At 64.8% G+C, this 26,236-nt stretch carries 27 protein-coding genes and 1 tRNA gene; 17 read left to right on the top strand and 11 right to left on the bottom strand.

All coding sequences use genetic code 11. The annotated features are described in order from the left end of the window. Positions 1-16 precede the first annotated feature (16 nt). Together queG and EOD43_RS02355 are read left to right on the top strand one after the other, a co-directional pair. On the top strand, positions 17-1,162 hold the full coding sequence (gene queG, locus EOD43_RS02360; protein WP_127740732.1) for a tRNA epoxyqueuosine(34) reductase QueG: 1,146 nt from the start codon (positions 17-19) through the stop codon (positions 1,160-1,162). Positions 1,163-1,201: 39 nt separating this feature from the next. Beyond that, positions 1,202-2,071, top strand: coding sequence for a 3-hydroxyacyl-CoA dehydrogenase NAD-binding domain-containing protein (locus tag EOD43_RS02355; protein ID WP_127740730.1), 870 nt, complete (start codon positions 1,202-1,204; stop codon positions 2,069-2,071). Here the strand turns inward: EOD43_RS02355 and EOD43_RS02350 are convergent. Genes EOD43_RS02350 through EOD43_RS02340 form a run of 3 tightly spaced genes read right to left on the bottom strand, consistent with a single transcriptional unit; the run spans position 2,068 to position 4,717 of the window. Next, on the bottom strand, positions 2,068-2,877 hold the full coding sequence (locus tag EOD43_RS02350; RefSeq protein WP_127740728.1) for a MerR family transcriptional regulator: 810 nt from the start codon (positions 2,875-2,877) through the stop codon (positions 2,068-2,070). The two genes, EOD43_RS02355 and EOD43_RS02350, sit on opposite strands and share 4 nt — an antisense overlap. Before the next feature lie 47 nt (positions 2,878-2,924). Next, entirely contained in the window at positions 2,925-3,398 is a 474-nt protein-coding gene (locus EOD43_RS02345; protein ID WP_127740726.1) for a hypothetical protein, read from the bottom strand. A gap of 56 nt (positions 3,399-3,454) precedes the next feature. Continuing rightward, positions 3,455-4,717 (bottom strand): NupC/NupG family nucleoside CNT transporter, encoded by a 1,263-nt coding sequence (locus EOD43_RS02340; RefSeq protein WP_127740724.1) that lies wholly within the window; start codon positions 4,715-4,717, stop codon positions 3,455-3,457. A 100-nt stretch (positions 4,718-4,817) separates the two neighbouring features. On the opposite strand from EOD43_RS02340, the gene EOD43_RS02335 reads away from it, so the two are divergent. The 4 genes from EOD43_RS02335 to pip all read left to right on the top strand — a co-directional run bounded on the left by EOD43_RS02335 (position 4,818) and on the right by pip (position 8,548). Further along, a complete protein-coding gene (locus EOD43_RS02335) occupies positions 4,818-5,465 on the top strand; it encodes a queuosine precursor transporter (RefSeq protein ID WP_127740722.1) in 648 nt (215 codons plus the stop codon). 173 nt (positions 5,466-5,638) lie between these two features. Continuing rightward, a complete protein-coding gene (gene argB / locus EOD43_RS02330) occupies positions 5,639-6,514 on the top strand; it encodes an acetylglutamate kinase (RefSeq protein WP_127740720.1) in 876 nt (291 codons plus the stop codon). A 64-nt stretch (positions 6,515-6,578) separates the two neighbouring features. Then, positions 6,579-7,460 carry a glutathione-dependent disulfide-bond oxidoreductase gene (yghU, locus tag EOD43_RS02325; RefSeq protein WP_127740718.1) on the top strand — a complete coding sequence of 294 codons (882 nt, stop codon included), beginning with the start codon at positions 6,579-6,581 and terminating at the stop codon, positions 7,458-7,460. Then, complete coding sequence (pip, locus tag EOD43_RS02320; RefSeq protein WP_206363477.1) at positions 7,457-8,548, top strand: prolyl aminopeptidase; 1,092 nt, start codon at positions 7,457-7,459, stop codon at positions 8,546-8,548. Before yghU ends, pip begins: the two co-directional genes overlap by 4 nt. A 12-nt stretch (positions 8,549-8,560) precedes the next feature. On the opposite strand, the gene EOD43_RS02315 is transcribed toward pip, so the two are convergent. Next, positions 8,561-8,637: transfer RNA gene (locus EOD43_RS02315), tRNA-Pro, on the bottom strand. A gap of 101 nt (positions 8,638-8,738) precedes the next feature. On the opposite strand from EOD43_RS02315, the gene ypfJ reads away from it, so the two are divergent. The 5 genes from ypfJ to EOD43_RS02290 all read left to right on the top strand — a co-directional run bounded on the left by ypfJ (position 8,739) and on the right by EOD43_RS02290 (position 12,527). After that, positions 8,739-9,614, top strand: a complete 876-nt coding sequence (ypfJ, locus tag EOD43_RS02310; RefSeq protein WP_164857058.1) for a KPN_02809 family neutral zinc metallopeptidase — start codon at positions 8,739-8,741, stop codon at positions 9,612-9,614. Continuing rightward, on the top strand, positions 9,611-10,378 hold the full coding sequence (locus EOD43_RS02305) for a histidine phosphatase family protein (RefSeq protein ID WP_420822430.1): 768 nt from the start codon (positions 9,611-9,613) through the stop codon (positions 10,376-10,378). Before ypfJ ends, EOD43_RS02305 begins: the two co-directional genes overlap by 4 nt. Next, the gene (locus EOD43_RS02300; protein ID WP_127740712.1) at positions 10,375-11,250 is read left to right on the top strand and encodes an NAD(P)H-hydrate dehydratase; all 876 of its coding nucleotides are present in this window, start codon (positions 10,375-10,377) and stop codon (positions 11,248-11,250) included. Before EOD43_RS02305 ends, EOD43_RS02300 begins: the two co-directional genes overlap by 4 nt. A gap of 182 nt (positions 11,251-11,432) precedes the next feature. Further along, positions 11,433-11,876, top strand: coding sequence for a DoxX family protein (locus EOD43_RS02295; RefSeq protein WP_127740710.1), 444 nt, complete (start codon positions 11,433-11,435; stop codon positions 11,874-11,876). An 81-nt stretch (positions 11,877-11,957) separates the two neighbouring features. Then, the gene (locus EOD43_RS02290; RefSeq protein WP_127740708.1) at positions 11,958-12,527 is read left to right on the top strand and encodes a nitroreductase family protein; all 570 of its coding nucleotides are present in this window, start codon (positions 11,958-11,960) and stop codon (positions 12,525-12,527) included. A gap of 97 nt (positions 12,528-12,624) precedes the next feature. Here the strand turns inward: EOD43_RS02290 and EOD43_RS02285 are convergent, their stop codons facing one another. Then, positions 12,625-12,843 (bottom strand): hypothetical protein, encoded by a 219-nt coding sequence (locus EOD43_RS02285; RefSeq protein ID WP_127740706.1) that lies wholly within the window; start codon positions 12,841-12,843, stop codon positions 12,625-12,627. 76 nt (positions 12,844-12,919) lie between these two features. Between EOD43_RS02285 and EOD43_RS02280 the strand changes: the two genes are divergently transcribed. Genes EOD43_RS02280 through EOD43_RS02270 form a run of 3 tightly spaced genes read left to right on the top strand, consistent with a single transcriptional unit; the run spans position 12,920 to position 14,804 of the window. After that, positions 12,920-13,150: a twin transmembrane helix small protein gene (locus tag EOD43_RS02280; protein ID WP_127740704.1), complete on the top strand. Its 231-nt coding sequence runs from the start codon at positions 12,920-12,922 to the stop codon at positions 13,148-13,150. 14 nt (positions 13,151-13,164) lie between these two features. After that, positions 13,165-13,743, top strand: coding sequence for a cob(I)yrinic acid a,c-diamide adenosyltransferase (locus EOD43_RS02275; RefSeq protein WP_127740702.1), 579 nt, complete (start codon positions 13,165-13,167; stop codon positions 13,741-13,743). A 29-nt stretch (positions 13,744-13,772) separates the two neighbouring features. Then, a complete protein-coding gene (locus tag EOD43_RS02270; RefSeq protein ID WP_127740700.1) occupies positions 13,773-14,804 on the top strand; it encodes an aldo/keto reductase in 1,032 nt (343 codons plus the stop codon). Here EOD43_RS02270 and EOD43_RS02265 read toward each other — a convergent pair. The 3 genes from EOD43_RS02265 to EOD43_RS02255 all read right to left on the bottom strand — a co-directional run bounded on the left by EOD43_RS02265 (position 14,798) and on the right by EOD43_RS02255 (position 18,329). Continuing rightward, positions 14,798-16,093 carry a hypothetical protein gene (locus tag EOD43_RS02265; RefSeq protein ID WP_127740698.1) on the bottom strand — a complete coding sequence of 432 codons (1,296 nt, stop codon included), beginning with the start codon at positions 16,091-16,093 and terminating at the stop codon, positions 14,798-14,800. The two genes, EOD43_RS02270 and EOD43_RS02265, sit on opposite strands and share 7 nt — an antisense overlap. A gap of 156 nt (positions 16,094-16,249) precedes the next feature. Beyond that, a complete protein-coding gene (locus tag EOD43_RS02260; protein ID WP_127740696.1) occupies positions 16,250-17,296 on the bottom strand; it encodes an NAD(P)-dependent alcohol dehydrogenase in 1,047 nt (348 codons plus the stop codon). A 49-nt stretch (positions 17,297-17,345) separates the two neighbouring features. Then, positions 17,346-18,329, bottom strand: a complete 984-nt coding sequence (locus EOD43_RS02255) for an aldo/keto reductase (RefSeq protein ID WP_127744581.1) — start codon at positions 18,327-18,329, stop codon at positions 17,346-17,348. A gap of 119 nt (positions 18,330-18,448) precedes the next feature. Between EOD43_RS02255 and EOD43_RS02250 the strand changes: the two genes are divergently transcribed. Then, positions 18,449-19,342 carry a LysR family transcriptional regulator gene (locus tag EOD43_RS02250; RefSeq protein ID WP_127740694.1) on the top strand — a complete coding sequence of 298 codons (894 nt, stop codon included), beginning with the start codon at positions 18,449-18,451 and terminating at the stop codon, positions 19,340-19,342. A gap of 3 nt (positions 19,343-19,345) precedes the next feature. Here the strand turns inward: EOD43_RS02250 and EOD43_RS02245 are convergent, their stop codons facing one another. Together EOD43_RS02245 and EOD43_RS02240 are read right to left on the bottom strand one after the other, a co-directional pair. Continuing rightward, positions 19,346-20,692 carry a DNA methyltransferase gene (locus EOD43_RS02245; RefSeq protein WP_240653048.1) on the bottom strand — a complete coding sequence of 449 codons (1,347 nt, stop codon included), beginning with the start codon at positions 20,690-20,692 and terminating at the stop codon, positions 19,346-19,348. 340 nt (positions 20,693-21,032) lie between these two features. Next, positions 21,033-21,293: a hypothetical protein gene (locus tag EOD43_RS02240; protein ID WP_127740690.1), complete on the bottom strand. Its 261-nt coding sequence runs from the start codon at positions 21,291-21,293 to the stop codon at positions 21,033-21,035. Positions 21,294-21,352: 59 nt separating this feature from the next. Here EOD43_RS02240 and EOD43_RS02235 point away from each other — a divergent pair, with 59 nt between their 5' ends. Both EOD43_RS02235 and uvrA read left to right on the top strand, forming a co-directional pair. Continuing rightward, entirely contained in the window at positions 21,353-21,700 is a 348-nt protein-coding gene (locus EOD43_RS02235) for a hypothetical protein (protein ID WP_127740688.1), read from the top strand. Between the two features lie 71 nt (positions 21,701-21,771). After that, positions 21,772-24,687, top strand: coding sequence for an excinuclease ABC subunit UvrA (gene uvrA / locus EOD43_RS02230; RefSeq protein ID WP_127740686.1), 2,916 nt, complete (start codon positions 21,772-21,774; stop codon positions 24,685-24,687). An 86-nt stretch (positions 24,688-24,773) separates the two neighbouring features. On the opposite strand, the gene EOD43_RS02225 is transcribed toward uvrA, so the two are convergent. Beyond that, positions 24,774-26,135, bottom strand: coding sequence for a hypothetical protein (locus EOD43_RS02225; protein WP_127740684.1), 1,362 nt, complete (start codon positions 26,133-26,135; stop codon positions 24,774-24,776). Positions 26,136-26,236: the final 101 nt, after the last annotated feature.

Raw genomic sequence — 26,236 nt, 5'->3', positions numbered from 1 at the left:
GCTTATAGGCGCGGACATGGCGGCGAACGATCCGACAGAGCTACGCGAGGCGATCCGCGCCGAGGCCGCACGCCTCGGCTTCGTCGCGTGCGGCTTCGCGGCTGCCGATGCCGCCCCCGAAAGCGCCGCCCGGCTCGACGAGTGGCTCCAAAGCGGAGCGCACGGATCGATGGAGTGGATGGAGGCGCGCAAGGGCGAGCGCGCCCGCCCGCAGGGGCTGTGGCCCGCCTCCCGATCGCTGATCATGCTGGGCATGAGTTACGCCCCGCACGAAGATCCGATGCGCCTCGCCGCCGAACCGGAGATCGGCCGCATTTCGGTCTATGCGCAGGGCGCCGACTATCATGACGTGGTCAAGAAGGCGCTGAAGGCGCTCGCCCGCTGGCTGGTCGATCGCGCGGGCGGCGAACTCAAGGTGTTCGTCGATACCGCGCCGGTGATGGAAAAGCCGCTGTCGGCCGCCGCCGGCCTTGGCTGGCAGGGCAAGCATAGCAACCTCGTCAGCCGCGAACATGGCAGCTGGCTGTTCCTCGGCGCGATCATGACCTCGCTCGATCTGCCGCCCGATCCGCCCGAGCCCGATCGCTGCGGATCGTGCGACGCCTGCCAGCGCGCCTGCCCGACCGATGCCTTTCCGCGCCCCTATGTCGTCGATGCGCGGCGCTGCATCTCCTACCTCACGATCGAACATAAGGGGCCGATCCCCGCCGATCTGCGCCCCGGCATCGGCAATCATATCTATGGCTGCGACGATTGCCTGGCCGCCTGTCCCTGGAACAAGTTCGCGCAGGCCGGCGCTGCCAACCGCGCCTTCGCCGCGCGCGCCGAGCTGGCCGCGCCCGAACTGGTCGATCTGCTTGCTTTGTCCGATGCCGACTTCCGCCAGATCTTTGCGGGTTCGCCGATCAAGCGGATCGGGCGCGACCGGATGGTCCGCAACGCCGCGATCGCCGCGGGCAACAGCGCGCTCCCCTCGCTGACGGCGCCGGTCGCCGCTCTGCTCGACGATCCCGATCCCGCCGTGCGCGGCTCCGCGATCTGGGCGCTGTCGCGGCTCGATCCCGCCCGCTTCGCCGCGGAGCGGACGGCGCGCATTTCCGCCGAGCAGGATGCGGGCGTTTTGGCCGAATGGGGCGTTGCGGGGTCCGACCCGCGCCGATAGAGCAGCCGCAATCTTTGGGTTTCAGCAAGGGGATCGGGCATGAAGGTGATCGGCGTCGTGGGCGCGGGGCAGATGGGCGCGGGCATCGCGCAGATCGCAGCCCAGGCGGGGCTGAAGGTCATCCTGTCCGACATGTCGGTCGAGCTTGCGACCAAGGGCCGCGACGGCATTGCCAAGGTGCTGACCAAGCAGGTCGAAAAGGGCAAGCTGGAGGCATCCGCGCGCGACGCCGCGATCGCGCTGATCGAGCCCGCCGGCGATGTCGCCCCGATGGCGGCGGCCGACATCATCATCGAGGCGGCGACCGAGCGCGAGCAGGTGAAGCGCGCGATCTTCGAAAATATCGGCAAGGTGCTGCGCGCCGACGCCGTCCTCGCCAGCAACACCTCGTCGATCTCGATCACCCGGCTTGCGCAGGCGTCGATCGATCCGGCGCGCTTCATCGGCATGCACTTCTTCAATCCGGTGCCGCTGATGCCGCTGCTCGAACTGATCCGCGGCATCGCGACCAGCGATGCGACCGTCGAGGTCGCGCGCGCCTTCGGCAAGGCGACGGGCAAGCAGACGATCGTCGCCAAGGACAGCCCCGGCTTCGTCGTCAACCGCATCCTGCTGCCTTTGCTCAACGAAGCCTTCTTCGCGGTCGGCGAAGGGCTGGCCTCGATCCCCGACATCGACGCCGGCGTGAAGCTGGGCCTCGGCCATCCGATGGGCCCGCTCACGCTCGCCGACCTGATCGGCCTCGATACGCTGCTCGAGATCCTGCGCGTATTCCAGGCCGACTTCGGCGATCCGAAATACCGCCCGGCCCCGATCCTGGCGAAGCTGGTCGAGGCCGGCTGGCTGGGCCGGAAGACCGGCAAGGGGTTCTACGATTATAGCGGCCCCGAGCCGGTCCCCTCGCTTTAAGCTTTCGTGCCCGTCATCCAGGCGGGGCCGTCGATCGTCCCGCCTTTCGCGAGCCGCTTTTTGGTCGCCTCCTGAATGAAGGCCCAGACCGCGGTCGAGAAACCGGGGTCGGCATCCGCCTTCCAATTGGCGCGATCGTCATACATGCGTTGTGTCCCCTGCCACATGGCGGGGGTCGCGATCGCGCTGAACGGTTTCAGCAACGCGAACCACTGGTCGACGAAGCCCTGCGCGACATCGGATTCGGGATCGATCGGCATCGCCGCCTCGATCCGCGCCGACAGCTCCTTCCACTGGCGCGAATAGGCCTCCTGATCGAAATCGGCGGGCATCTTCGCCTGCGCCGCATCCCAGTCGGCCCGTTCGGTTTCCCCCATATATTGGTCGGTCACCGTCTTCCATTTTTCGGCTTCCATCACGTCATTCCCTTGTCGGATCAGCGAGCACAGGGTCGCGACGTCGATCGGCTCGCCGCGATCGATGCGGGACTGAACGGAGAGGAGCAGCGCGCGCGCCGCCTCGATCTCGGACAGGCGATCGTCGAGTGCGCCGATCTGTGCGGAGACCATCCGGCGCAGATCGGGCGTGCCGCGGCCGAGCATGCGGCCGATTTCGGTCAGGCTGAACCCCGCCCGCTTGAGCGCCACGATGGCGTTGAGCCGCGCCAGCTCGCCGCGCCCGTAACAGCGCCGCCCGCTTGCGGTGCGCAACGGGCGCACCAGCCCGCGCGCCTCATAGAAGCGCAGCGCCCGCGCGGTCAGGGCGGTCAGCCGCGCCACCTCGGCTATGTCGATCAAATCGTCCATGCCGAGGGGTTTAGCGGCTGACGTTACGTCAACTTCAAGCGCTTATTTCAAAGGCGGATCTTGTGCTTCGCATCGGGCAGTGCGCGGCCGCCGCACGGTAGAGCCGGCAGGGCTTTTGCGCTGCCGCTCAGCGGCAGATTGGCGACCGCGCCGTTGATGAAGCTGACGGTCAGGGTCGATCCCGCCCGCACCGCGCGCCAGAAGCGGGCGAAGGTCGCGCTGCGATCGCGATCGTCGATCCGCATCGTGCCATTGTCGTTGGTGCGGAAGGCGAAGCTCTGCCCCGCCGCGCGGAAGCCGACCTGCTCGCCCTCCGGCGGCAGCGTGCCGTTGATCAGCACCGACATGGTCGGCGATCCTTCGATCGGGCAGTTGATCGTCATATTGTCGGCGCGCGCCCCGGTCGATCCGACGCGATATTCGTGGACGCCCTGCACGAACACCGAGGTCCAGGCCGATGGTGCCGCCATCGCCGGGGCCGATGCCAGCATCGCCATCGCTGCCGCTGTCCAAGCCTTCATCGCACGTCTCCTGATCCGTTACGTAGGCGGATCAACGCGGCAGACGGCTTTTGGTGTCAGCCCGGCAGCAATAGCCCGGCGAGCGCGGCCGACATCAGATTGGCAAGGCTGCCCGCCACCAGCGCCTTGATGCCCAGCTTGGCGATCATCGGGCGCTGATTGGGCGCAAGGCTTCCGGTCGCCGCCATCTGGATTGCGATCGAGGAGAAATTGGCGAAACCGCACAGCGCGAAGGTCGCCACAGCAACGCTGTGGGGCGACAGCTGCGCCTTCAGGGTGCCGAGGTGGATATAGGCGACGAACTCGTTGAGCACGATCTTCTCGCCAAACAGACCGCCCACCGCCTGCGCCTGATCCCAGGGCACGTTGAGCAGGAACATGACAGGCGCGAAGATGAAGCCCAGGATCTGCTGGAAGCTGAGCCCCGGCATGCCGATCCAGCCGCCGATCCCGCCGAGGATGCCGTTGGCCAGCGCCATCAAAGCGACGAAGGCCAGCACCATCGCGCCCACCGCGACCGCGATCTTCACGCCGGTCTGCGCGCCCTGCGACGCCGCCATGATGATGTTTTCGGCGCGCGCATCTTCCTCATGCGCCTCCGCCGCCGCCAGCGCGGAGACTTCGGCATCGTCGCCCAGCGGCAGTTCGCCGTCGACCGTCTTCGGATCGGGCATGATGATCTTCGCCATCAGCAGCGCGCCCGGCGCCGACATGAAGGAGGCGGCGAGCAGCAGATCGATGCTGATCCCCATCGACGCATAGGCCGCCAGGATCGTGCCCGCGACGCCCGCCATGCCCGACGTCATGATCGCGAAAAGGGCATGCGGCTTCAGCGCGGCGAGATAGGGCCGGATCACCAGCGGCGATTCGCTCTGCCCCACGAAGACATTGGCGGCCGCGCACAGGGATTCGACCTTCGAGACGCCGATCACCTTCTCGATCGCGCCGCCGACCCAGCGGATCACCGCGGGCATGATGCGCAGATAATAGAGGATCGAGACGAGCGCCGCGAAGAAGATGATCACCGGAAGTGCGGCCAGCGCGAAGCTCTGCCCGCCGATTTCAGGCTTCGCGAGCGGGCCGAACAGAAAGTCCGTCCCCGCCTGCGCATAGCCGAGCAGATTGGAGACGCCGCCCGACAGCCATTCGAGCACCGCGCGGCCCCACGGCACGTACAGCACCAGCACCGCAATCCCCGCCTGCAGCGCGAAGGCGGCGCCCACCACCCGGAGCCGGATCGCCCTCCGGTCGGACGACAGCGCGACCGCGATCGCCAGGATCAGGAGGATACCGGCAAGGCCGGTCAGGATCTTCGTCATCTAGTCGCTACTGTCCCCGGGGAAAGCGCCACCTTGCCCGCGCCGCACGCCCGGTCAAGCGCCTGTTTGACGCTGGCCCAAAACCCGCTAGCGTCTGGCGATGCAGACTTCGCCCGCCGCACCGGCCTTCCCCCGCTCGCTGTTCGTCTTCGCGCTCTTCTACGGGGGCATGGTGTGCATATCGGGCGTGCTGGGGGTGAAGCAGGTCGCGCTCGGCCCGCTCGCGGTCGAAGCGGGTATCTTCGGCTTCCTGCTGCTCGTGATCATGGGCAGCGCGATCGCCGAACTGCACGGGCGCCAGACCGCCGATTCGATGGTCCGGTGGGGCTTCCTGCCGCTGATCGTGTCGGCGGCTTTGATCCAGCTCGTCCTCGCTCTTCCCACCGATCCCGGCATGTATCCGCCCGCGATCGACGCCTTCCCGATCGTGGTCGGCCAGGGTGCCCGCATGATGATCGCGGGGCTGATCAGCTACGGCACGTCGCAGACGCTCAACGTCCTGATCTTTTCCAAGCTGAAGGCCAGCGAGGGCGCGGGCCGGCTCGTCTGGCTGCGCGGCATGATCGCCAGCGTCGTCAGCCAGATCATCGACACCGTCCTGTTCATCACGATCAGCTTCTATGGCGAACGCCCGATCCTCGATCTGATGGTCGGGCAGATGATCACCAAGGTCGTCCTGTCGATCGTCCTCGTGCCGCCGCTGATCACGCTGTTCGTGGCGGTGGGCCGCAAGCTGGACGCGCGCTGATCTCTTTCAACTCGTCATTGCGAGCGTAGCGAAGCAATCCAGGCCCGAACTGGCGAGGTTCGCGACGATCTCCCGTGCGGGCCTGGATTGCCGCGTCGCCTGCGGCTCCTCGCAATGACGAGAGAGGGCGGAATAGTTGTGACTGTCATCCCTGTCCGCTAAGGGCGCGATTCATGTCGAACAATCACGCCCCCGATCCCGCATTGCTCGCCAAGGCCGAGACGCTCACCGAAGCGCTGCCGTTCATGCAGCGTTACGCCGGCGAGACCTTCGTCGTGAAATATGGCGGCCACGCAATGGGCGATCCGGAGGCGGCGCGCGACTTCGCCGAGGATGTGACGCTGCTCAAGGCGGTCGGCATCAACGCGGTCGTCGTCCACGGCGGCGGGCCGCAGATCGGCAAGATGCTCAAGACGATGGGCGTCGAAAGCCAGTTCGTCGACGGGCTGCGCGTCACCGACGCCGAAACCGCGCGCATCGCCGAAATGGTGCTGTGCGGATCGATCAACAAGGAAATCGTGTCGTGGATCGCGCAGGCGGGCGGCCGCGCGGTCGGCCTGTCGGGCAAGGACGGGCGGCTCGTCGTCGCCGACAAGGTCAATCATCCGACCGCCGATCTGGGCTATGTCGGCACCCCGGCCGATATCGATCGCCGCGTGATCGACACGATTTCGAAGGCGGGCATGATCCCCGTCATCGCCCCGATCGCGATCGGCGAGGATGGCGAAACCTATAATATCAACGCCGATACGATGGCGGGCGCGATCGCCATCGCGCTGGGCGCGGCGCGCCTGTTCCTGCTCACCGACGTCGCCGGCGTGCTCGACAAGGAAAAGCAGCTGATCCGCGATCTCACGCCCGCACAGATCAGCCTGCTCAAGCAGGACGGCACGATCCAGGGCGGCATGATCCCCAAGCTCGAAACCTGCGTCGACGCGGTCGAAGGCGGGGTCGACGCGGCCGTCATCCTCGACGGGCGCGTGCCGCACGCCATGCTGATCGAAGCCTTCACGAAGCGCGGCGCCGGCACCCTCGTCTGGGCCGACTGATCGCGCCTTGAAACGCCGTTAGACATCCCCAGATTGCTCCCGATCGTTACGATGGGAGCATGAGATGGCCGACGCCGACACGCCCGCAAACCAGCCCGCCGATTATGCCCCGCCCAAGGTGTGGACCTGGGAAAAGGGTAATGGCGGCCAGTTCGCCAGCATCAACCGCCCCGTATCCGGCGCGACCCACGACACAGACCTTCCCGTCGGCCAGCATCCGATCCAGCTCTATTCGCTCGGCACGCCCAATGGGCAGAAGGTGACGATCCTGCTCGAGGAGCTGCTCGCCGCCGGCCACAAAGGCGCCGAATATGACGCCTGGCTGATCGAGATCTTCAAGGGCGACCAGTTCGGCAGCGGCTTCGTCGCGGTGAACCCCAATTCGAAGATCCCCGCGATGGTCGATCGATCGGGCGACGTGCCGATCCGGCTGTTCGAAAGCGGATCGATGCTGATCCACCTGGCCGAGAAATTCGGCGCCTTCCTGCCCACCGAACAGCCGCAGCGTGCGGAGACGATCAACTGGCTGATGTGGCAGATGGGCTCCGCGCCCTTCCTCGGCGGCGGCTTCGGCCATTTCTACGCTTATGCCCCGTTCAAGATCGAATATGCGATCGATCGCTATGCGATGGAGGCCAAGCGCCAGCTCCACGTCCTCGACACCGTGCTGGCCGATCGCCGCTACATTGCGGGGGACGATTATACGATCGCCGACATGGCGATCTGGCCCTGGTATGGCGGCGGCCTGGCCGGCGGCGCCTATAACGCCGCAGAGTTCCTCAACCTGTCCGAATATCGCAACCTCGCCCGCTGGACCGAGGAGGTCGGCGCCCGCCCCGCGGTGAAGCGCGGCCGCGTGGTCAACCGCGCCTCCGACACGCCCGGCGAGTTCCTGCGCGAACGCCACGCCGCCAGCGATTTCGACGCGATTGCTGGCCTCAAATGATCGACCTGTCGAAACTCCAGTCGACCAGCACGGTCGAGGATGAATGGACCTATCCGCTCGCCGCCGCCAACCGGACGGGCTGGCTGCAGGTCGATCAGGATCCCGATCACCGCCTCTATTGGGAGGAATATGGCAACCCGGCGGGTGAGCCGGTGATGTTCCTCCACGGCGGCCCCGGTGGCGCCTGCGCGCCGCTTATGTCGCGCTTCTTCGATCCGGCGCGCTACCGCGTCATCCTGTTCGATCAGCGCGGCTGCGGCAAAAGCGAACCGACGGTCGCCGCCGCCGGCCCCGACGTCGCGCTGATCCGCAACACCACCGACGATCTGGTCGACGACATCCGCAGGTTGCGCGACGCGCTGGGCATCGCCGGCAAGATGCACGTCTTCGGCGGAAGCTGGGGCAGCACGCTCGCCCTGATCTACGCGATCCGTCATCCGGACGAGGTCGCGACCCTGATCCTGCGCGGCATCTTCCTCGGCGAACGCGAAGACCTGCTCTACATGTATCAGGGCAATGCCGCGACCTATGCGGACCAACCCTATGCGCTGACCGCACCGGGCAGTTACGTCACCTATCCCGACGAATGGAAGGCGTTCGTCGAGGTGATCGACCCGGCCGATCGCGGCGACATGATGGCCGCGTACAAGGCGATCTTCGACATGATCCCGCATACCGACGCCGATCGCGCGCGCCAGCTGCGCGCCGCGCTCGCCTGGTCGGTGTGGGAGGGGACGATCTCCAACATGATCCCCAAGGACAGCGATCCCGGCAAGTTCGGCGAGGCGGCCTTCGCGCTGTCCTTCGCGCAGATCGAGGCGCATTTCTTCGCCAACGAACTGTTCGTGCCGCCGGCCTATATCGTCGACAATGCCGGCCGGATTGCGACCATCCCGACCCACATCGTCCACGGCCGCTTCGACCAGGTCTGCCCGCTGACCCAGGCATCGCGCCTGATCGCCGCAATGGCCACCCACGGCGCGACCCCGGCCAGCTACACGATCACCAATGCCGGCCACAGCGCGATGGAGGCCCAGACCGTCCTCGCCCTCACCGCCATCATGGACGGCCTGCCGCCGCTCGATTGATCTGCCGATAGATGGTCGGGGAGACAGGATTCGAACCTGCGACCCTCTGGTCCCAAACCAGATGCGCTACCAGGCTGCGCCACTCCCCGACTTCGCTGGTGGGGCGCGCTATAGAGGCGGATCGGCGCGCGCACAAGGAACCGCGCGAGCATCCGAGTCTTTAGGCTTCGGTCAGGGAGAGGGATCGCCGATGCGGCTCGACGACGAGGAAGAAAGCACCAATTACGAGATGCGATCGGGCGGCGGCGGTTTCGGGCTGCCGATCGGCCTGGCCTTCGGGCGCGGCGGGATCGGCTGCGGCGGAATCATCGTGCTCGCGATCCTGGCGATGGTGATGGGGATCAACCCGCTGAGCCTGATCGGCGTCGCGACCGACGGCAGCGGCGTGCAGCAAGGGCCGGTCGACACGCGCCCCGGCGGCCGCGAGGCGGGGGAGAAGACCCCGATCGAATCGACCTCGCTCAAGATCCTCGGTTCTACCGAGCGCGTCTGGAGCAAGATCTTCGCGGCATCGGGCGGCCGTTACGATCCGACCATCCTCGCTTTCTATCCCGGCAACACCCAGTCGGGCTGCGGCGCGGCGCAATCGGCGGCCGGCCCCTTCTACTGCCCCACCGACAAGCGCATCTACCTCGACACGAGCTTCTTCGACGAACTCGCCACCCGCTTCGGCGCGCCCGGCGATTTCGCGCAGGCTTATGTGATCGCGCACGAAGTCGGCCATCATATCCAGAATCTCGAAGGGACTTTGGGTCAGGTCCACCAGCAGCAGGCGCGGCTTTCCGAAGGGCAATCGAACGCGCTGCAGGTGAAGGTCGAGCTGCAGGCCGATTGCTATGCCGGCGTCTGGGCCGCGAACACGCAGGGCATCCTCGAACCCGGCGATATCGAGGAAGGGCTGCGCGCCGCCGCCGCGGTGGGCGACGATACGCTGCAAAAGGCGTCGCAGGGCGTCGTCGTGCCCGAAGGCTTCACCCACGGCAGCGCCGCCGATCGCCAGAAATGGCTCAAGAAGGGCCTCGATTCGGGCGATCCGCGCGTCTGCGATACGTTTGGACGCGGATGATGGCGCAGCGTTGGCCCGCCCGTCTCTGGCTGGTCCGCCACGGGCAGAGCGCGGGCAATGTCGCGCGCGACGCCGCCGACGATGCGGGCCACGATCGGATCGCGATCGAGGGCCGCGACGTCGATGTGCCGTTGAGCGATCTGGGCCGCGAACAGGCCGATGCGCTCGGCCGCTGGTTCGCCGCAAACCCCGCAGAGGAACGGCCCGACATCATCATTGCCTCCCCCTATCTGCGCGCGATGGAGACGGCCAAATTGTTCCGCGCGGCGGGCGGCGCCGATGAGGATGAGCCTATCTGCTGCGATGAGCGGCTGCGCGAGAAGGAGTTCGGCATTCTCGACGGGCTGACCTCGCTCGGCATCCGCAATCACCTGCCCGATCAGGCCGAGTTTCGCCGCATTCTGGGCAAATTCTACCATCGCCCGCCGGGTGGGGAGAGCTGGTGCGACGTGATCCTGCGCCTGCGTTCGCTGCTCGACACCGTGTCGCTCCATTATGCCGGGCGGCGCGTGATGATCTTCGCGCACCAGGTGGTCGTCCTGTGCCTGCGCTACATCGTCGAGAATATGGACGAGCGCACGATCCTGACGATCGATGCCGAGGGCGACGTCGCCAATTGTTCGATCACCGAATATCATTTCGATCCGACCAAGGGTCGCGACGGCAACCTCGTCCTCGCGCGCTACAACGTCACCGCGCCGGTCGAGGCGCAGGCCGTGCCCGTCACCGACGATCCCGATCCCATCGTGGCCGCGCGCGGATGATCGAGGCGCTCGACCGAGGCTGGCTGGAAGCCCATCCGCTGCCCAGGGTCGAAAGCAGCGACGACAAGAATGATCGCGGCCGCGTGCTGCTGGTCGGCGGCGGCGCCTTCGTCCCCGGCGCGCTGCGGCTGACGGCGGAGGCGGTGCTGCGCGTCGGTGCCGGCAAGCTGCAGATGGCGACGGTCGCGTCCGCCGCGATGGCGCTGGGTGTGCTGGTGCCCGAAGCCGCGATGATCGCCCTGCCCGCCGATGCGGGGGGCGAGATCGCCGCCGACGCCGCCGATCATATCGCCGATCTCGTCGTGCGCTGCGACACGTTGATCCTTGGCCCCGGCATGATCGAGGGCGAAGGCACGGTCGAACTCGTCACCCGCGCGCTGGCCACGCCGCGCGACGATTGTTCGATCCTGCTCGATGCCGCCGCCATATCCTGCGCGGGCAATCTCGCCAGCGCGATCGCCGCGCATGAAGGCCGCATCGTCCTGACCCCGCATCATGGCGAGATGGCCGCGCTGACCGGCCACAAGCGCGATCACGTCGCGGAGGATCCCGCCACGATCGCGCAGGAGGTGGCCGATCGCTTCGGCGCGGTCGTCGTATTGAAGGCCGCGCGCACGATCATCGCCGCGCCCGGCGCAAGCCCGCTGGTCCACGCGAGCAACTGTCCGGGCCTGGGCACGGGCGGATCGGGCGACGTATTGGCGGGCGTGATCGGCGGCCTGCTCGCGCGCGGCCTCGGCCCCCGCGCCGCCGCCGCATGGGGCGTGTGGCTGCATGGCGCGGCCGGCCGGATCGCGGCGGACAAGATCGGCCCGATCGGCTTCCTTGCGCGCGATCTGCCGCCCGAACTGCCGGGGTTGCTGCCAAAGTGATTTCAAGCCGGATGATAATCCGGCGGCTCGGAAATCACGCCCGCAGACAATGCCAGCTTTTCGATTTGATCGAACAAAGCGTTTCATCTTATTCGCCTGTTTCGAAGCCGCATCGAGGCCCACAAAGCACGCATCGGACGCCGTCGCGGCGCCCCCTATCGGACTTGTGAGGAGTGCATCCCATGCGCCACGAATCGATCACCACGTCTGCCCCCGCCGCCCGCGTCGCCGTCGGCTCGGGCCTTCCCTTTGCCGCGCTGCCGCTGGTCGGCCGCATCGGCATCGCCGCCATCTTCCTGCTCTCGGGCTTTTCGAAGCTCAGCGCCCCCGCCTATATGATCGGCTATATCCGCTCCGCCGGCCTGCCGCTTCCCGAAGTGGCGCTGGGCGTTGCGATCTTCGTCGAAATCGTCGGCGGCCTCGCGTTGATCGCGGGTTATCGCACCCGTCTGGTCGCAGCCGCGCTTGCTTTGTTCAGCGTCGTGACCGCCTTCGGCTTCCACGCCGATCTGGCCGATCAGAACCAGTTCATCCACTTCTTCAAGAATATCGCGATGGCGGGCGGCCTGCTGCAGGTCGTAGCCTTCGGGGCCGGCGCCTACAGCGTCGACAACCGCCGCCGCTAAAGTCTTACCCCCGCCGGGCGACCTCCCTGCCCCCTCCCCACAGGTCGCCCGGCACCCCTTTTCGCTCCCAAGGAGATCAACATGACCGAACGCACCACCGACACGCAGGTTGACCGCCAGTTCCTCGACCGTTGGAGCCCCCGCGCTTTCGACGGCACAGCCTTGACCGAGGCCGAGCTGCGCACCCTGTTCGATGCCGCCCGCTGGGCGCCGTCGGCCTATAATTACCAGCCGTGGAAGCTGCTCTACGCGGTGAAGGGCGATGCCAATTGGGATCGCTTCCTTAACCTCCTCGTCCCCTTCAACCAGAGCTGGGCGAAGGAAGCGGGCGTGCTGATCTTCTTCGTGTCGGACACGATGATGGGCGAACATCCGGGCCACAGCCACAGCTTCGACACCGGTTCGGCGTGGATGAGCCTCGCGCTTCAGGCGCACCTGATGGGTCTGGCCGCGCACGGCATGACCGGCGTCGAATTCGCCGAAGCCGCCAAGGAACTGGGCGTTCCCGATCGCTACCGCGTCGAAGCCGCCGCCGTCGTCGGCCGCCCGGCCGATGCCTCGGTCCTGCCCGAAGGTCTGCGTGAGCGCGAGATCAAGGCCGATCGCAAGTCGATCGATGAGATCGCTATCGCCGGCAACTTCCCGGCTTAACTCCTCCCCTCGTCATTGCGAGGAGCTGCAAGGCGACGAAGCAATCCACTCCGAACTGCGGAATGGATTGCTTCGCTACGCTCGCAATGACGAGGTCTTAGAAAAACCCGCCGCCGATGCTCAGGCGCACCGCACCCACGACGATCACGAGCAGGTTGAGGTTGCGCCCCGCGCTGCTCTTGGAAAACTGGCCGATCGCGAAGCCGACGATCGCGACGGGGATGATCAGCCAGTACATCCAGCCGAGCAGCGGAATGAAGGCGACCAGAGCCGCGACGAGCGCGACCAGGCCGACGAGGATCGATATCAGGTTCATGTATCCAATATCGGTATCGCAACCCGGATTGGCAACATATCTGGCGCTGGCCCCCTTGCGGGTCTAAGGATTGCCCATGAGCGGCAACACCTTCTTCTTCATCGTGATCCTTGCGGCGATGATCGCGACCGTCGTCGCGCTCGTCCGCGGCATCATCGCCTTCCTCAGGACGACCGAGGCCGATCTGAAGGGCGGCGGCGTCAGCCAGTCGGGGCTGCAGCAGAACAAGATGATGCGGATGCGCATCGCGTTTCAGGCGATCGCGATCATCCTCGTCATCCTGCTGCTCATCATGAGCCGCAAGTAAGCCGGCCTTCCACGATGGTCCGCCTCAACAAGATCTACACGCGCACCGGCGACAAGGGCGAAACCGGCCTCGTCGACGGATCGCGCCTGTCAAAGGCCGCGCCGCGCATGGCCGCGATCGGCGATGTCGACGAACTCAATTCGGCGATCGGCGTCGCGCTGACCCACAAGATGCCCGACGCGCAGCATGCGATGCTCTCTCGCGTCCAGAACGAACTGTTCGATCTGGGCGCCGACTTCGCCACCCCCGCCGCCGATGATGACGATTTCGCGCCGGGCGAGATGACCCTGCGCATCGTCCCCTCGCAGGTCGAACGCCTCGAGCGCGAGATCGATCTGATGAACGAGTCTTTGGAGCCGCTGCGCAGCTTCATCCTGCCCGGCGGCGATCCGGCCTCCGCCGCCGTCCACCTCGCCCGCGCCATCGCCCGCCGCGCCGAACGCACCGCCGTCGCCGCAGGCGCCGACATCCGCCTCAACCCCGCCGGCCTCGCTTATGTGAACCGGCTGTCCGACCTCCTCTTCGTCATGGCCCGCTTCCTCAACCTCGAAGGCCGCGGCGACATTTTGTGGAAGCCCGGCGCGACGCGCTGATAGTCTCCTCCCGATAACGGGAGAGAATCATGGAAACGCGCTTCCTGGGCCGCAGCGGGCTGGCCTTGTCGGTGATCGGCTTCGGCACGATGACCTTCAACGACAAGGGCGGCTATTTCGACGCGATCGGGACCACCGGGGTCGAGACCGCTAAGCGCCAGATCGATCTGTGCATCGACGCCGGGGTCAACTGGTTCGACACCGCCGACGCCTATGCCGCCGGCCGATCCGAGGAGATCCTTGGCGAGGCGCTGGGCAAGAAGCGGCGCGACGTGATCGTCGCGACCAAGGCGTTCAACGTCATGTCGCCCGGCCCCAATGGCCGGGGTCTCAGCCGCCGCCACCTGATCGAGGCGTGCGACGCGAGCCTCCGTCGCCTCGGCACCGACTGGATCGACATCTACCAGGTCCACGGCCCCGACATGCTGGTGCCGATGGAGGAGACGTTGCGCGCGCTCGACGACCTCGTCCGCGCGGGCAAGGTTCGCTACGTCGCCTGTTCGAACCATGCCGGCTGGCAGCTGATGAAGGCGCTGGGCCTGTCCGATCGCCTCGGCCTCGAACGCTATATCGGGCAGCAGATCCAATATTCGTTGCTGGTGCGCGATGCCGAGCATGAACTGCTCCCGTGCGGCGTCGATCAGGGGGTCGGCGCGGTGATCTGGAGCCCGCTGGCGCAGGGCTATTTGTCAGGCAAGTTCCGCGACGGGGCGGACAGCGCCGACACCCGCCTCGCGCGCAGCAACCGCCTGACCGGCGCCGACAATGATCGCGCGCGCGCCGTCGTCGATGTCGCGGCCACGATTGGCGACGCGCGCAATGTCTCCCCTGCGCAGGTCGCGCTCGCCTGGTTGCTCGCGCGGCCCGGCGTTTCCAGCGTCATCATCGGCGCGCGCAGCGACGAACAGCTGCGCGACAATCTCGCTGCCGCCTCGCTCACCCTGTCGGCCGACGAGATCGCGCAGCTCGATGCGGTGAGCCAGACGGCCTCGCCCTATCCCGACAGCTATTTCCGGCAGTTCGCCAGCGAACGGAACCCGCCGATCTTCGCGCGCTACTGACGGCGCACCAACCGTTCCAACGCGAAGGCGGCGCAATAGCCCAGCGGCGCATAGACCAGCCAGATGTAGCGCAATATCGGCTGGAACGGCACGTAGAGCAGGATCGGCAGTAGCACGAACGGCGCGAGATACAGCGCCCGCCTGCGCCGATCCCGATCGCGCAGGAGCAGCCCCAGCCCGATCAGCCCGGCGACGGTGACGATATCGAGCAGCACCGCGCGCACAATCGGCAGCGCCCGCCCATGCGCGGTCCGGAACTGCCACGGCGCGGGCAGCACGATCTGCCGCAGATGCCCGGCCCACAGCCGCGCCGTATCGCCCGGATGCGCCGCCATCCACGCACGCGTCTGCGCCCCCAGCGCCTTCGCATAAGCGATCTCACCACCCGCGCGCCGCAACGCATCGAACGCGGCCGTGCTCACATACGGATGCACCGTGCCCAGCCGCGCCTCGAACGCCGCCTTGGGATCGGCCGGGTTGACCGCCCCGGCATGATTGGCCACCGCCAGTTCGAGCCCCAGATTGTCGCGCAGCACGATCGGCGCGCCCATCACCGCCACGTTGCGCGCGGTCCATCCGCCGAACAGCAGCGCAAACGCGATCAGGAAGGGCGCGACATCGATAGGCCGCACCGCATCGCGCCGCCGCCACAAGAGCAAGATGCTCGCCACGCACGCGGCCAGCCCGATCATCGGCTGCAGGAACAGGATCAACGCCGGCAGCGCCGCGAGCAGCGCGACCGCCCCCCGCCCCATCGCGCGTTTTTCCGTTTTCTGGCTAGCATCGAAGCGCAGTGCCAGCAGCAGGAACAGCCCCGCCGCGCTCATCGTCATCCCGCCTTCCCACGCGCGGAAATCGAACGCCTCGGTCGTCGTGAAGATCGGCGCGACGCACAGGAAAGCGAAGCCCGCAACGCACGCCTTGCGCCCCACCCCGATCCGCCGCGCGACGCACGCGAACAGCGCATAGGTCGCGAAGGTCAGCAGCAAGGCCCAGCCGAGCAGCACCGCCTCCGCCACCTTGCTTCCCACGCCCAGCGTCGCATAGACCCCGCCCGCGACCATCGGCGGCAGCGGCATCAGATGCGCGGTCGCCCCCTGCCCGATCTGGAAGGCATCGGCGAAGCCCCGCCCGTTCCCGATCGCGGCGGCGACATTATAAGCCTCGCCCGTCGCCGATCCGTTGGCGCGCGCCAGCGCCCAGCCGATCCGCTCGACCAGCCCGATCGCCAAAGCGCCGCCGACGACCAGTCGGGTCGACAGCGGCGCGGAGCGGAATGGGGCGAACATGATCCGGCTATAACAAGATCCTCCCCCGGAGGGGGAGGGGGACCGCGAAGCGGTGGAGGGGTATTCGTCACGAACGACAACCTTCGCTGCCGGCCAATACCTCTCCACCACCTTGCAGGTGGTCCCCCTCTCCCTCCGGGAGAGGATTGTCACAGCTCAAAGCGTCGCGTTGTCGATCACGAAGCGATAGCGCACGTCGCCCTTGAGCATGCGCGCATAGGCATCCTCGATCTCCGCCGCCTTGATCATCTCGATGTCCGAAACGATCCCGTGCTCGGCGCAGAAATCGAGCATCTCCTGCGTCTCGGCGATGCCGCCGATCAGCGAACCGGCGAGCGACCGGCGCCAGAAGACGAGATTGCCGATGTCCGGATTCTTGTGCGGATGTTCGGGCACGCCCACCAGGCACATCGTCCCGCCCTGCTTGAGCAGCACCATGAACGCGTCGAGATCATGCCCCGCCGCCACGGTGTTCAGGATGAAATCGAAGCTGGAGCGGTGCGCCGCCATCTCGTCTTCGTTGCGCGACACGATCACCTCGTCCGCGCCCAGATCCAGCGCGGCCTGCCGCTTGCCGTCCGACGTGGTGAAAGCGACGACATGCGCGCCCAGCGCATGCGCGATCTTCACGCCCATATGGCCGAGGCCGCCGATGCCGACGATACCCACCTTCTTGCCCGGCCCGACATTCCAGTGGCGCAGCGGCGAATAGGTGGTGATGCCCGCGCACAGCAAAGGCGCGACCGCAGCGAGCTGCGCCTTGTCATGCTTGATCGCCAGCACGAAATGCTCGTCCACCACGATGCGCTGCGAATAGCCGCCCATTGTATGGCCCGGCGCATCGGCGGTCGCGCCATTATAAGTGCCGGTCCAGCCATTCTCGCAATAATTTTCGAGATCGTCGTGGCACGCGTCGCAATGACGGCAGCTGTCGACAAGGCAGCCGACGCCCACCGTGTCGCCCACCTTATATTTGGTCACCGCATCGCCGACGGCGCTCACCGTGCCGACGATCTCGTGGCCCGGCACGCTGGGGTACAGCGTGCCGCCCCACTCGTTGCGCACGGTGTGCAGATCCGAATGGCACACGCCGCAAAAGGCGATTTCGATCTGCACGTCCTTCGGGCCGGGCGCGCGGCGGGTGATCTCGATGGGCAGAACGGGCTTGTCGGCGGCGGCCGCGCCCAGGGCTTTGACGGTCATGGATTATCCTTGGTTGGAAGGGCTGAAAGGAAAGAACACGGGGTAAGGATCAGCGGTCGATCATCGCCTGCATCGCGGGCGGATAACGATCGCCCTGCACTGCGATCGCGGCGAGCGCGTCGCCGATCGTGGCGAGATCGCCGGTCGAGAGCGTCAGCGACAGGGCACCGATATTCTCGTCGAGGCGGTGGAGCTTGGTCGTGCCGGGAATCGGCACGATCCACGGTTTTTGGGCGATCAGCCACGCGATCGCGATCTGCGCCGGGGTCGCCCCCTTGTCGGCCGCGACCGGGCCGAGCCGGTCGATCAGCGCCTGGTTCGCGGCGCGCGCATCGGCCGACAGGCGCGGCACATTGTTCCGGAAATCGTCCGCGCCAAAGCTGTCGCCCGCGCCGATCGTGCCGGTCAGATAGCCTTTGCCCAGCGGGCTGAACGGCACGAAGCCGATGCCCAGTTCCTCCAGCACCGGCAGGATCGCCTGTTCGGGCTCACGCCACCACAACGAATATTCGCTCTGCAACGCCGCCACCGGCTGCACCGCATGTGCGCGGCGGATCGTCGAGACGCCGGCTTCGGACAGGCCGAAATGCTGCACCTTCCCCTCGCGGATCAGATCGGCGACGGTGCCCGCAACATCCTCGATCGGCACGGCGGGGTCGACCCGATGCTGGTAGAGCAATTCGATCCGGTCGGTGCCCAACCTCTTCAAGGACGCCTCCGTCACCGCGCGGATAGTGTCCGGCCGGCTGTCCGGTCCGTTCGCCGGGCTGCCGCCGCGAAAGCCGAACTTGGTCGCGATCACCACCTGATCGCGGAACGGCGCCACCGCCGCGCCCAACACCTCTTCATTGACGTTGGGGCCATAGGCTTCGGCCGTGTCAAAGAAGGTGATGCCGCGTTCGTAGGCGCCACGGATCAGCGCGATCGCATCGTCCTTCGATGTCGGGGTGCCATAGCCGAAGCTCAGCCCCATACAGCCGAGGCCGATCGCCGAAACCTCAAGGCCGCTCTTACCCAGAGTCCGCTTGGCCAATGTGCGTGTCTGCATGACGTCCCTCCGCATGATCTGTTGCACATGCGAAAAGATAGGTGCTGCCCGGCCTATCGATTAGACGCTATAAAGCGCATAAAGTCATATCGGAGATTCATCAATTGCGCCGCGACGACCTCGTCGATCTCAACGCCTTCCTCACGGTGGCCGAGGAACGCAGCTTCACCCGCGCGGCCGCGCGGCTCGGCACGTCGCAATCCTCGCTCAGCCACACGATCCGCCGGCTGGAGGCGCGTCTCGACGTCCGCCTGCTCACCCGCACGACGCGCAGCGTGATGCCTACGCAGGCTGGCGAACGGCTGATCGCCACGCTGCGCCCCGCGTTCGCCGATATCGCCGGCGAACTCGCCAACCTGACCGAGCTGGCGCGCAAGCCATCGGGCACGATTCGCATCACCGCCTCGCCCGGCCCCGCGCGCACGATCCTGTGGCCCGTCCTCGAACGATTCCTGCCCGATTATCCCGACGTCCATGTCGAAATCAGCGCCGATATCGGCCTGGTCGATATCGTCGCCGATCGCTTCGATGCGGGGGTGCGCTTCGGCGATCAGGTGGCAAAGGATATGATCGCGGTGCGGATCGGCCCCGATGTCAGCATGGCCGCGGTCGCCTCCCCCGCTTACATCGCCCGCCACAGCAGGCCGCGCACGCCCTACGAGCTGTCCGATCACAATTGCATCAACCTGCGCCTGCGCACCGCGGGTGGCCTCTATGCGTGGGAATTCGGCCAGGCGGGCCGCGAATTCCGCGTCCGCGTCGCCGGGCAACTCACCTTCAACCACGAAGAACAAATCCTCACCGCCGCCCGCGCCGGCTTCGGCATCGCCTACCTCCCCGAGGACCACATGGCCCCCGACCTCGCGAGCGGCACCCTGATCCGCATGCTCGAAGACTGGAGCCCGCCGTTCAGCGGCTACCACCTCTACTACCCCAGCCGCCGCCAGCTGACCCCAGCCTTTGCGCTGCTGGTGGAGGCGCTCCGGTGGCGGGGGTGAGGATCAGAGCAATGTCGGCTGCTGCGCTGTACTTTCACGTGCGGCGCGTTTGAACGCGACGGTCGGATCGACATAGGGAATGTCGGGTCGCTTGCCCTGAAACAATTCGGCCAGCGTCAGGATCTGCAGCCGTGCATAGCTCTTGCCCGTCGCCTCCGAATGGAAACGGCCGACCGCCGCCGCCTCCTTTTCCATCACGCTCGACGGCGATGTCTTGGTCACGAACACGCCCAGCGGCGCCTTCTCCCGCTCCATCGCCGAATGCAGCTCGCGGATCATCTGGACACCGACATTCTGGCCGCCCTTGATCGACACCAAAGCCTTCTCGGTCCGCCGCCCGTCGGGCTTGAAATAGATGATCCCGTCAATCCCGCCATCGGCCCCCTTCTTCTTGCCCCCGAACGGCATCGCATCGACCATCGACACCGCCCACCACTGAAACTGATATTTATCCCGCGCTGCGAGATCCTCGGCCGAGGCGAGGTCTTTCGGCGCCCCCTCCACCGCAAGCTGCACGCCGGGAAATGCATCCCGCATCCGCTTTTCGATCAGGCTGATCGCCAGATGCGTGACATCGATCCCGATCCAGCGGCGACCAAGTTTCTGCGCCGCGTGGACTGCCGTGCCACAGCCACAGAAGGGGTCCAGCACGAGACCGTCTTCTGGGCAGGAGGCTGTGATAATCCGCTCGAGCAGCGCGACAGGCTTCTGGGTCGGATAAGGTAGCTTTTCACCAGACCACCCACGCAGAAGCTGGATGTCCGTCCAATTCGTTGTGAGCGGCGTTCCCTTGGACTCGTCCAGATAGCGCTTATACATTGGGACTGTGCCGGGATTTGTCTGGATTACCCGCCCCGCCGCGATCAACTCATCCATCCGCTTGCGCGAATAACGCCAATGCCGTGATACGCCCATCACCTCATAATAGGGATTGCCCTTGGCCGCTCCGCCCGGCCCAAGCATGTTATCCAACTTGTAGCGGCGGCCATTTTCGTCGGTGTAACGATAGAAGCGCTCGACATAACCCTCGTCCAGCGGGCCGTATTGCGGTCGCCAATAGCGCTCTTCCGTTTTCGTATAGAGCAGGATGATATCGTTCGTGCGCCCGAAATGTTTGGCGCCTTGCCCAGCATCACCCTTGGCGTCCGAACGTTTCCACACGATCTCGTTCACGAACCGATCCGCGCCGAAAACCCCGTCCAGCAGCAGCTTGAGATAGTGGCTCGCGGTCGGATCGCAGTGGAGATAGAGACTCCCCGTCGGCTTCAGCACACGATGCAGTTCGATAAGCCGCACCGCCATCATCGCCAGATAGGCCATCATGTCGTTTTCGCCGAGGAAGGCGCGCATGGCGTTCAGCAGGTCGAACGCCTTCGTGTTTCCGCTTTGTGAGACCTGATCGAAGGCGTCCTCGGCCTTGTCGTTCCAGTGCCACGTATCTTCGAACGCCTCGATCTGCGCGTCCGACTGGCTGCCCGTCGGCGATCTCCATAATAGAGCTTACTCAACGCCGCTTTACTCCTGCCCGACCTTCTTGCCGGCAGGCTTACTCGATCAAATCGTGAACGGGCGTCGAACATAGTCCAAACTGGAGCAAGCTCCCTCCCCACCACCGGTGTGGAAAGGAGAAGAAATGCACCTGAACTTGGCCAGCAAATCCGTGTCCGGATCGGATCGATGATTCAGTCCGTTATCGAGGCTTTGGATCGCGCCCGATCCGCTCCACCTCGCCGATCTCCAGCTTGTCGATCCTGAGCGTGCCGATCCGCGCGCGCTTTACCGAGAGGCGGCCGATCGCGAAGGCGCCGATGGCGACCGCGCCGAACGCCACCGCACCCAGCATCAGCGAACCAATCGCCGCGGCCCCGAGCGCGCCAGCGCCCGCCGCGCTCGCGCCGATCGCCTCGCCCTTCGCCTTGCGCACCGGCAAGGCCGTCTTGTCTTTCAGCATGTCCCCACCTCGCTCCCCGCCTGCTATACACCAGCGCAACGACAGACAGGAGGGGCATCATGGACGTCGCAACGGTCGGCCTTGCGCTCGGCATCTTCTCGATCGCGCTCGGGCTCGTCGAGGTCTTCGGCGCGCGCTTCCTCGCGGGGACGATCGCCGCGCAAGGTTATGAGACGGTCATCCGCCTGTTCGGCCTGCGCGAGATCGCGACCGGCGCGTACATCCTCGCCTTCCCCACCGATCCCGCCGGCGTGTGGGCGCGCGTGGTGGGCGACGTGATGGACCTCGCCGCGCTCATCCTCCTCGCGCGGATCAAACCGCGGGTCGCAATGATCTGGGTCAATATCGGCCTCGTCGCCGGTGCCACCGTGATCGATGCGGCCATTGCGCGCTGGATGAGCCTCTAGACTCGCAACTCTCTGCGCCGCACCCTATCTCTGCTCTGGCATCCCGATCAGAACAGAGATAGAACACCCGCATGGCACTCACGACAATCAGCGTGCGCGGCGCGCGCGAGCACAACCTCAAGGGCGTCGACGTCGATCTGCCTCGCGACAAGCTGATCGTCATCACGGGCCTGTCCGGCTCGGGCAAGTCCAGCCTCGCCTTCGACACCATCTATGCCGAGGGGCAGCGCCGCTACGTCGAATCGCTCTCCGCTTACGCGCGTCAGTTCCTCGAACTGATGCAGAAGCCCAACGTCGAGCATATCGAGGGCCTGAGCCCCGCCATCTCGATCGAGCAGAAGACGACCAGCCGCAACCCGCGCTCCACGGTCGCCACGGTCACCGAAATCTACGATTATATGCGCCTGCTGTGGGCGCGCGTCGGCATCCCCTATTCGCCGGTCACGGGCGAACCGATCAGCGCGCAGACGGTCAGCCAGATGGTCGATCGCGTCATGCAGCTGCCCGAAGGCACGCGCTTCCTGCTGATCGCCCCCGTCGTGCGCGGCCGCAAGGGCGAATATAAGAAGGAGCTGGCCGAATGGCAGCGCGCGGGCTTCACGCGCGTCCGCATCGACGGCGAGTTTCACGAGATCGAAAGCGCCCCCGCGCTCGACAAGAAGTACAAGCATGACATCGAGGTCGTGGTCGATCGCCTCGTCGTCCGCCCCGATCTCGAAACCCGCCTCGCCCAGTCGTTCGAAACCGCACTCCGTCTGGCGGAGGGCCTCGCATACGCCGACATCCTCGGCGATCGCGAGCCGACCGCAGATACCAAGAAGGGCATCAAGGCGCTCGCCCTCCCCGATGGCATTTCGGAACGGCTCACCTTCTCCGAAAAGTTCGCCTGCCCCGTCTCGGGCTTCACGATCAGCGAGATCGAGCCGCGCCTCTTCTCGTTCAACGCGCCGCAGGGCGCCTGCCCCGCCTGCGACGGCCTGGGCGAGAAACTCTATTTCGATCCCGGCCTCGTCGTCCCCAATGAGGCGCTGTCGATCAAGCAGGGCGCGGTCGTCCCCTGGGCCAAGTCCAACCCGCCGTCACCTTATTACATGCAGGTGCTGGGCAGCCTGGCGCGCGCCTACGACTTCAAGCTCGAAACCCCGTGGAACGAGCTGACCGCCGAGGCGCGCGACGCGATCCTCCACGGCACCAAGGGCCGCGCGATCAAGCTCACCTTCGTCGACGGCCGCAAATCCTATGACGTGATGAAGCCGTTCGAAGGCGTCATCGGCAATCTCGATCGCCGCATGATCGCCACCGAAAGCGCATGGATGCGCGAGGAATTGTCCAAATATCAGAGCGCGGCCCCGTGCGAGGTGTGCCACGGCGCCCGCCTCAAGCCCGAGGCGCTGGCGGTCAAGATCGCCGGCGAGGACATCAGCATGTCCACCCGCCGCGCGGTCGGCCCCGCGCTCGCCTTCTTCCGCGCGATGCCCGACAAGCTGAACGAGCAGCAGACCCAGATCGCCACCCCGATCCTGAAGGAGATCGTCGAGCGGCTCGGCTTCCTCGACAATGTCGGGCTCGATTATCTCAACCTCGATCGCACCTCGGGCACGCTGAGCGGCGGCGAGAGCCAGCGCATCCGCCTCGCCTCGCAGATCGGCAGCGGCCTGTCGGGCGTCCTCTACGTCCTCGATGAGCCGTCGATCGGCCTGCACCAGCGCGACAATGATCGCCTCCTCGTCACCCTCCGTCGCCTGCGCGATCTCGGCAACACCGTGATCGTGGTGGAGCATGATGAGGATGCGATCCGCACCGCCGATCATATCGTCGATATGGGGCCGGGCGCGGGCGTCCACGGCGGGCAGATCATCGCGCAAGGCAGCCTCGACGACATTCTCGCCAACGAAGAAAGCCTGACCGGCGACTATCTCTCCGGCCGCCGCGCGGTCGCGGTGCCCGCCAAGCGCCGCAAGGGATCGGGCAAGAAGGTCACCGTCCACGGCGCGAAAGCGAACAATTTGAAGGACGTGACGGCCAGCATCCCGCTCGGCACCTTCACCTGCATCACCGGCGTTTCCGGGTCGGGCAAGTCGAGCTTCACGATCGACACGCTCTATGCGTCGGCCGCGCGCCAGCTCAACGGCGCCCGCGTCATCGCCGGTGCGCATGAAAAGGTCAGCGGGCTGCAGCATTGCGACAAGGTGATCGACATCGATCAGTCGCCGATCGGCCGCACCCCGCGCTCCAACCCCGCCACCTATACCGGCGCCTTCACCCAGATCCGCGACTGGTTTGCGGGCCTCCCCGAAAGCCAGGCGCGCGGCTACAAGCCCGGCCGTTTTTCTTTCAACGTCAAGGGCGGCCGCTGCGAAGCGTGCCAGGGCGATGGCGTCCTCAAGATCGAGATGCACTTCCTGCCCGACGTCTATGTGACATGCGACGTCTGCCACGGCGCCCGCTACAACCGCGAAACGCTCGAGGTGAAGTTCAAGGATAAGTCGATCGCCGACGTCCTCGACATGACGGTCGAGGATGCGGTCGAGTTCTTCAAGGCCGTCCCCCCGATCCGCGACAAGATGGCGATGCTGGCGGAGGTCGGCCTCGGCTACGTCAAGGTCGGCCAGCAGGCGACGACCCTGTCGGGCGGCGAGGCCCAGCGCGTCAAACTCGCCAAGGAATTGTCGCGTCGCGCGACCGGCAACACCCTCTACATCCTCGACGAACCCACGACCGGCCTGCATTTCGAGGATGTCCGCAAACTCCTCGAAGTCCTCCACGCCCTCGTCGAACAGGGCAATACGGTGGTCGTGATCGAGCATAATCTGGAGGTCATCAAGACCGCCGACTGGATCCTCGACCTCGGCCCCGACGGCGGCGTCCGCGGCGGCGAGATTGTCGCCGAGGGCACGCCGGAGACGGTGGCGAAGGAGCCGCGCAGTTATACGGGGCGGTATCTGGCGCCGTTGCTGGGGCTGGGGGATCGGGTAGCGGCGGAATGAGCGTTTATTTTGTGGCGCATACATTCACGGACTTGAGTCAGTTCGGTGTACCGGATCCCGTTTAGAACCACATTGTGGGCGATATGCTAATCGCCCACCTCTGCAGTGCCATCTTTTTGACCTTCTTTCGGCATCCAGCGAGATAGATTGGCAATTCCGCTAGGTAGTATTGTCTCCGGTAGAGATGGCTTGAAGTCCGTTGAAAGATATTCCTTAAGATGATCTTTCATCATATCCATCTTTAGATTCAGACGCCTATAATATCTTTCGTCTTTAGACATAAGAATATCACTATCAATAGACAGGGATATATCTTTAGCAATAATGCTGATTTTTGTCAGTGACAATCTTTGACGACTTATTCTGACCATTTCTAAAATAAGCATCTTAGCCACGTAGTAGCTTGCTGCAATAATTGCTCCCGCAATCGCTACATATGGCGCACGCGACACTGCGAGAGCGAGTAAATTTATATCTTCAGAACCTGTAATTTTCGTTGTCAAATCCGCCGATCCACGAACCAGCAATATGAACATTACAGCGATCAAAATTACAGGGATGACGCTTAGAAGCGCGAACATTTTAAAATCTTTTGACCCTTGCTTTGAAAAGCTTGACAACTCGCTAGGAAAAAGATCGATATTTGCTTCTAACTCGGAAAGTACCTTTTCTTTCTTGGTAATACTCATCGCTAGATCTGATCTAATTTTTGTGGATCGTGTAATATAAGATTTCATTTCCTCCACACGCGACTCGCTATCCGATATCGCTCTCTCTATTTCTCCAGATTTCGCTATGAGTTCGGTGCGTTGAGATTCTAGACTCTTTACCTTTACCTGTTCTCGCGAAACTGCTGATTTGAACAAGGTGATATCCTGCGTCAGAGCACCACGCTGCGCCTCTAAAGCAGCGACTGACTTTCGCTTTTCCTCCAAATCGGCCTTTTGCTTATCAATACTCGCAATTGCATTATCTTTAATTTCTTCCACTCGCTCGATATATCGAACGAAATCACCCGCCATCTTCAATTCAAATCCGTAAATTCCAACAGATTTGATGTGAGGGGTAGTAAAATAGGCCTTTGGTGGCTTGAATGCGACCAAACTCGCTACACCATATACCGGTATATTCAGCGACTGGTCTTTTACTGATGCCTTGCCCTCGTGCCTCACACCATCAACACCATCCCAGAAATACTCAAATTCCGAGCTCTCTATAAATCCTTCTACAATTATATAGATATCAAATATAAAAAGACTCTCTTCGAATTTGAAATGAAAAAACTTATTTTGGCTTTTAACTGCCTGCTGATCTACGGCATTTTGAAGTAACTTTGCTGTCTTTCGCTCTGGTCGCGAAATCAGGCGGAAGGGCACCTCCTCTACGGGCGGCATCGGTAAATCCGATATTGCCTGCGTACCCTTAGAGGGAGGTTGAGTTGTTGCCATCAAGGTATCCTCACCTAGCTTGTCTAGAACGTAACTAACACGAAACTAGCAAATCATAGCGCAGAGGACGATCCCTTTTTGTTCTTGACAGCACAATGGTT

It is taken from the genome of Sphingomonas crocodyli (genome assembly GCF_004005865.1).
In the GTDB taxonomy this organism is placed as follows: domain Bacteria; phylum Pseudomonadota; class Alphaproteobacteria; order Sphingomonadales; family Sphingomonadaceae; genus Rhizorhabdus; species Rhizorhabdus crocodyli.
The sequence above is the reverse complement of the archived record's forward strand: the minus strand, read 5'-3'. Positions and strand labels throughout refer to the sequence as shown.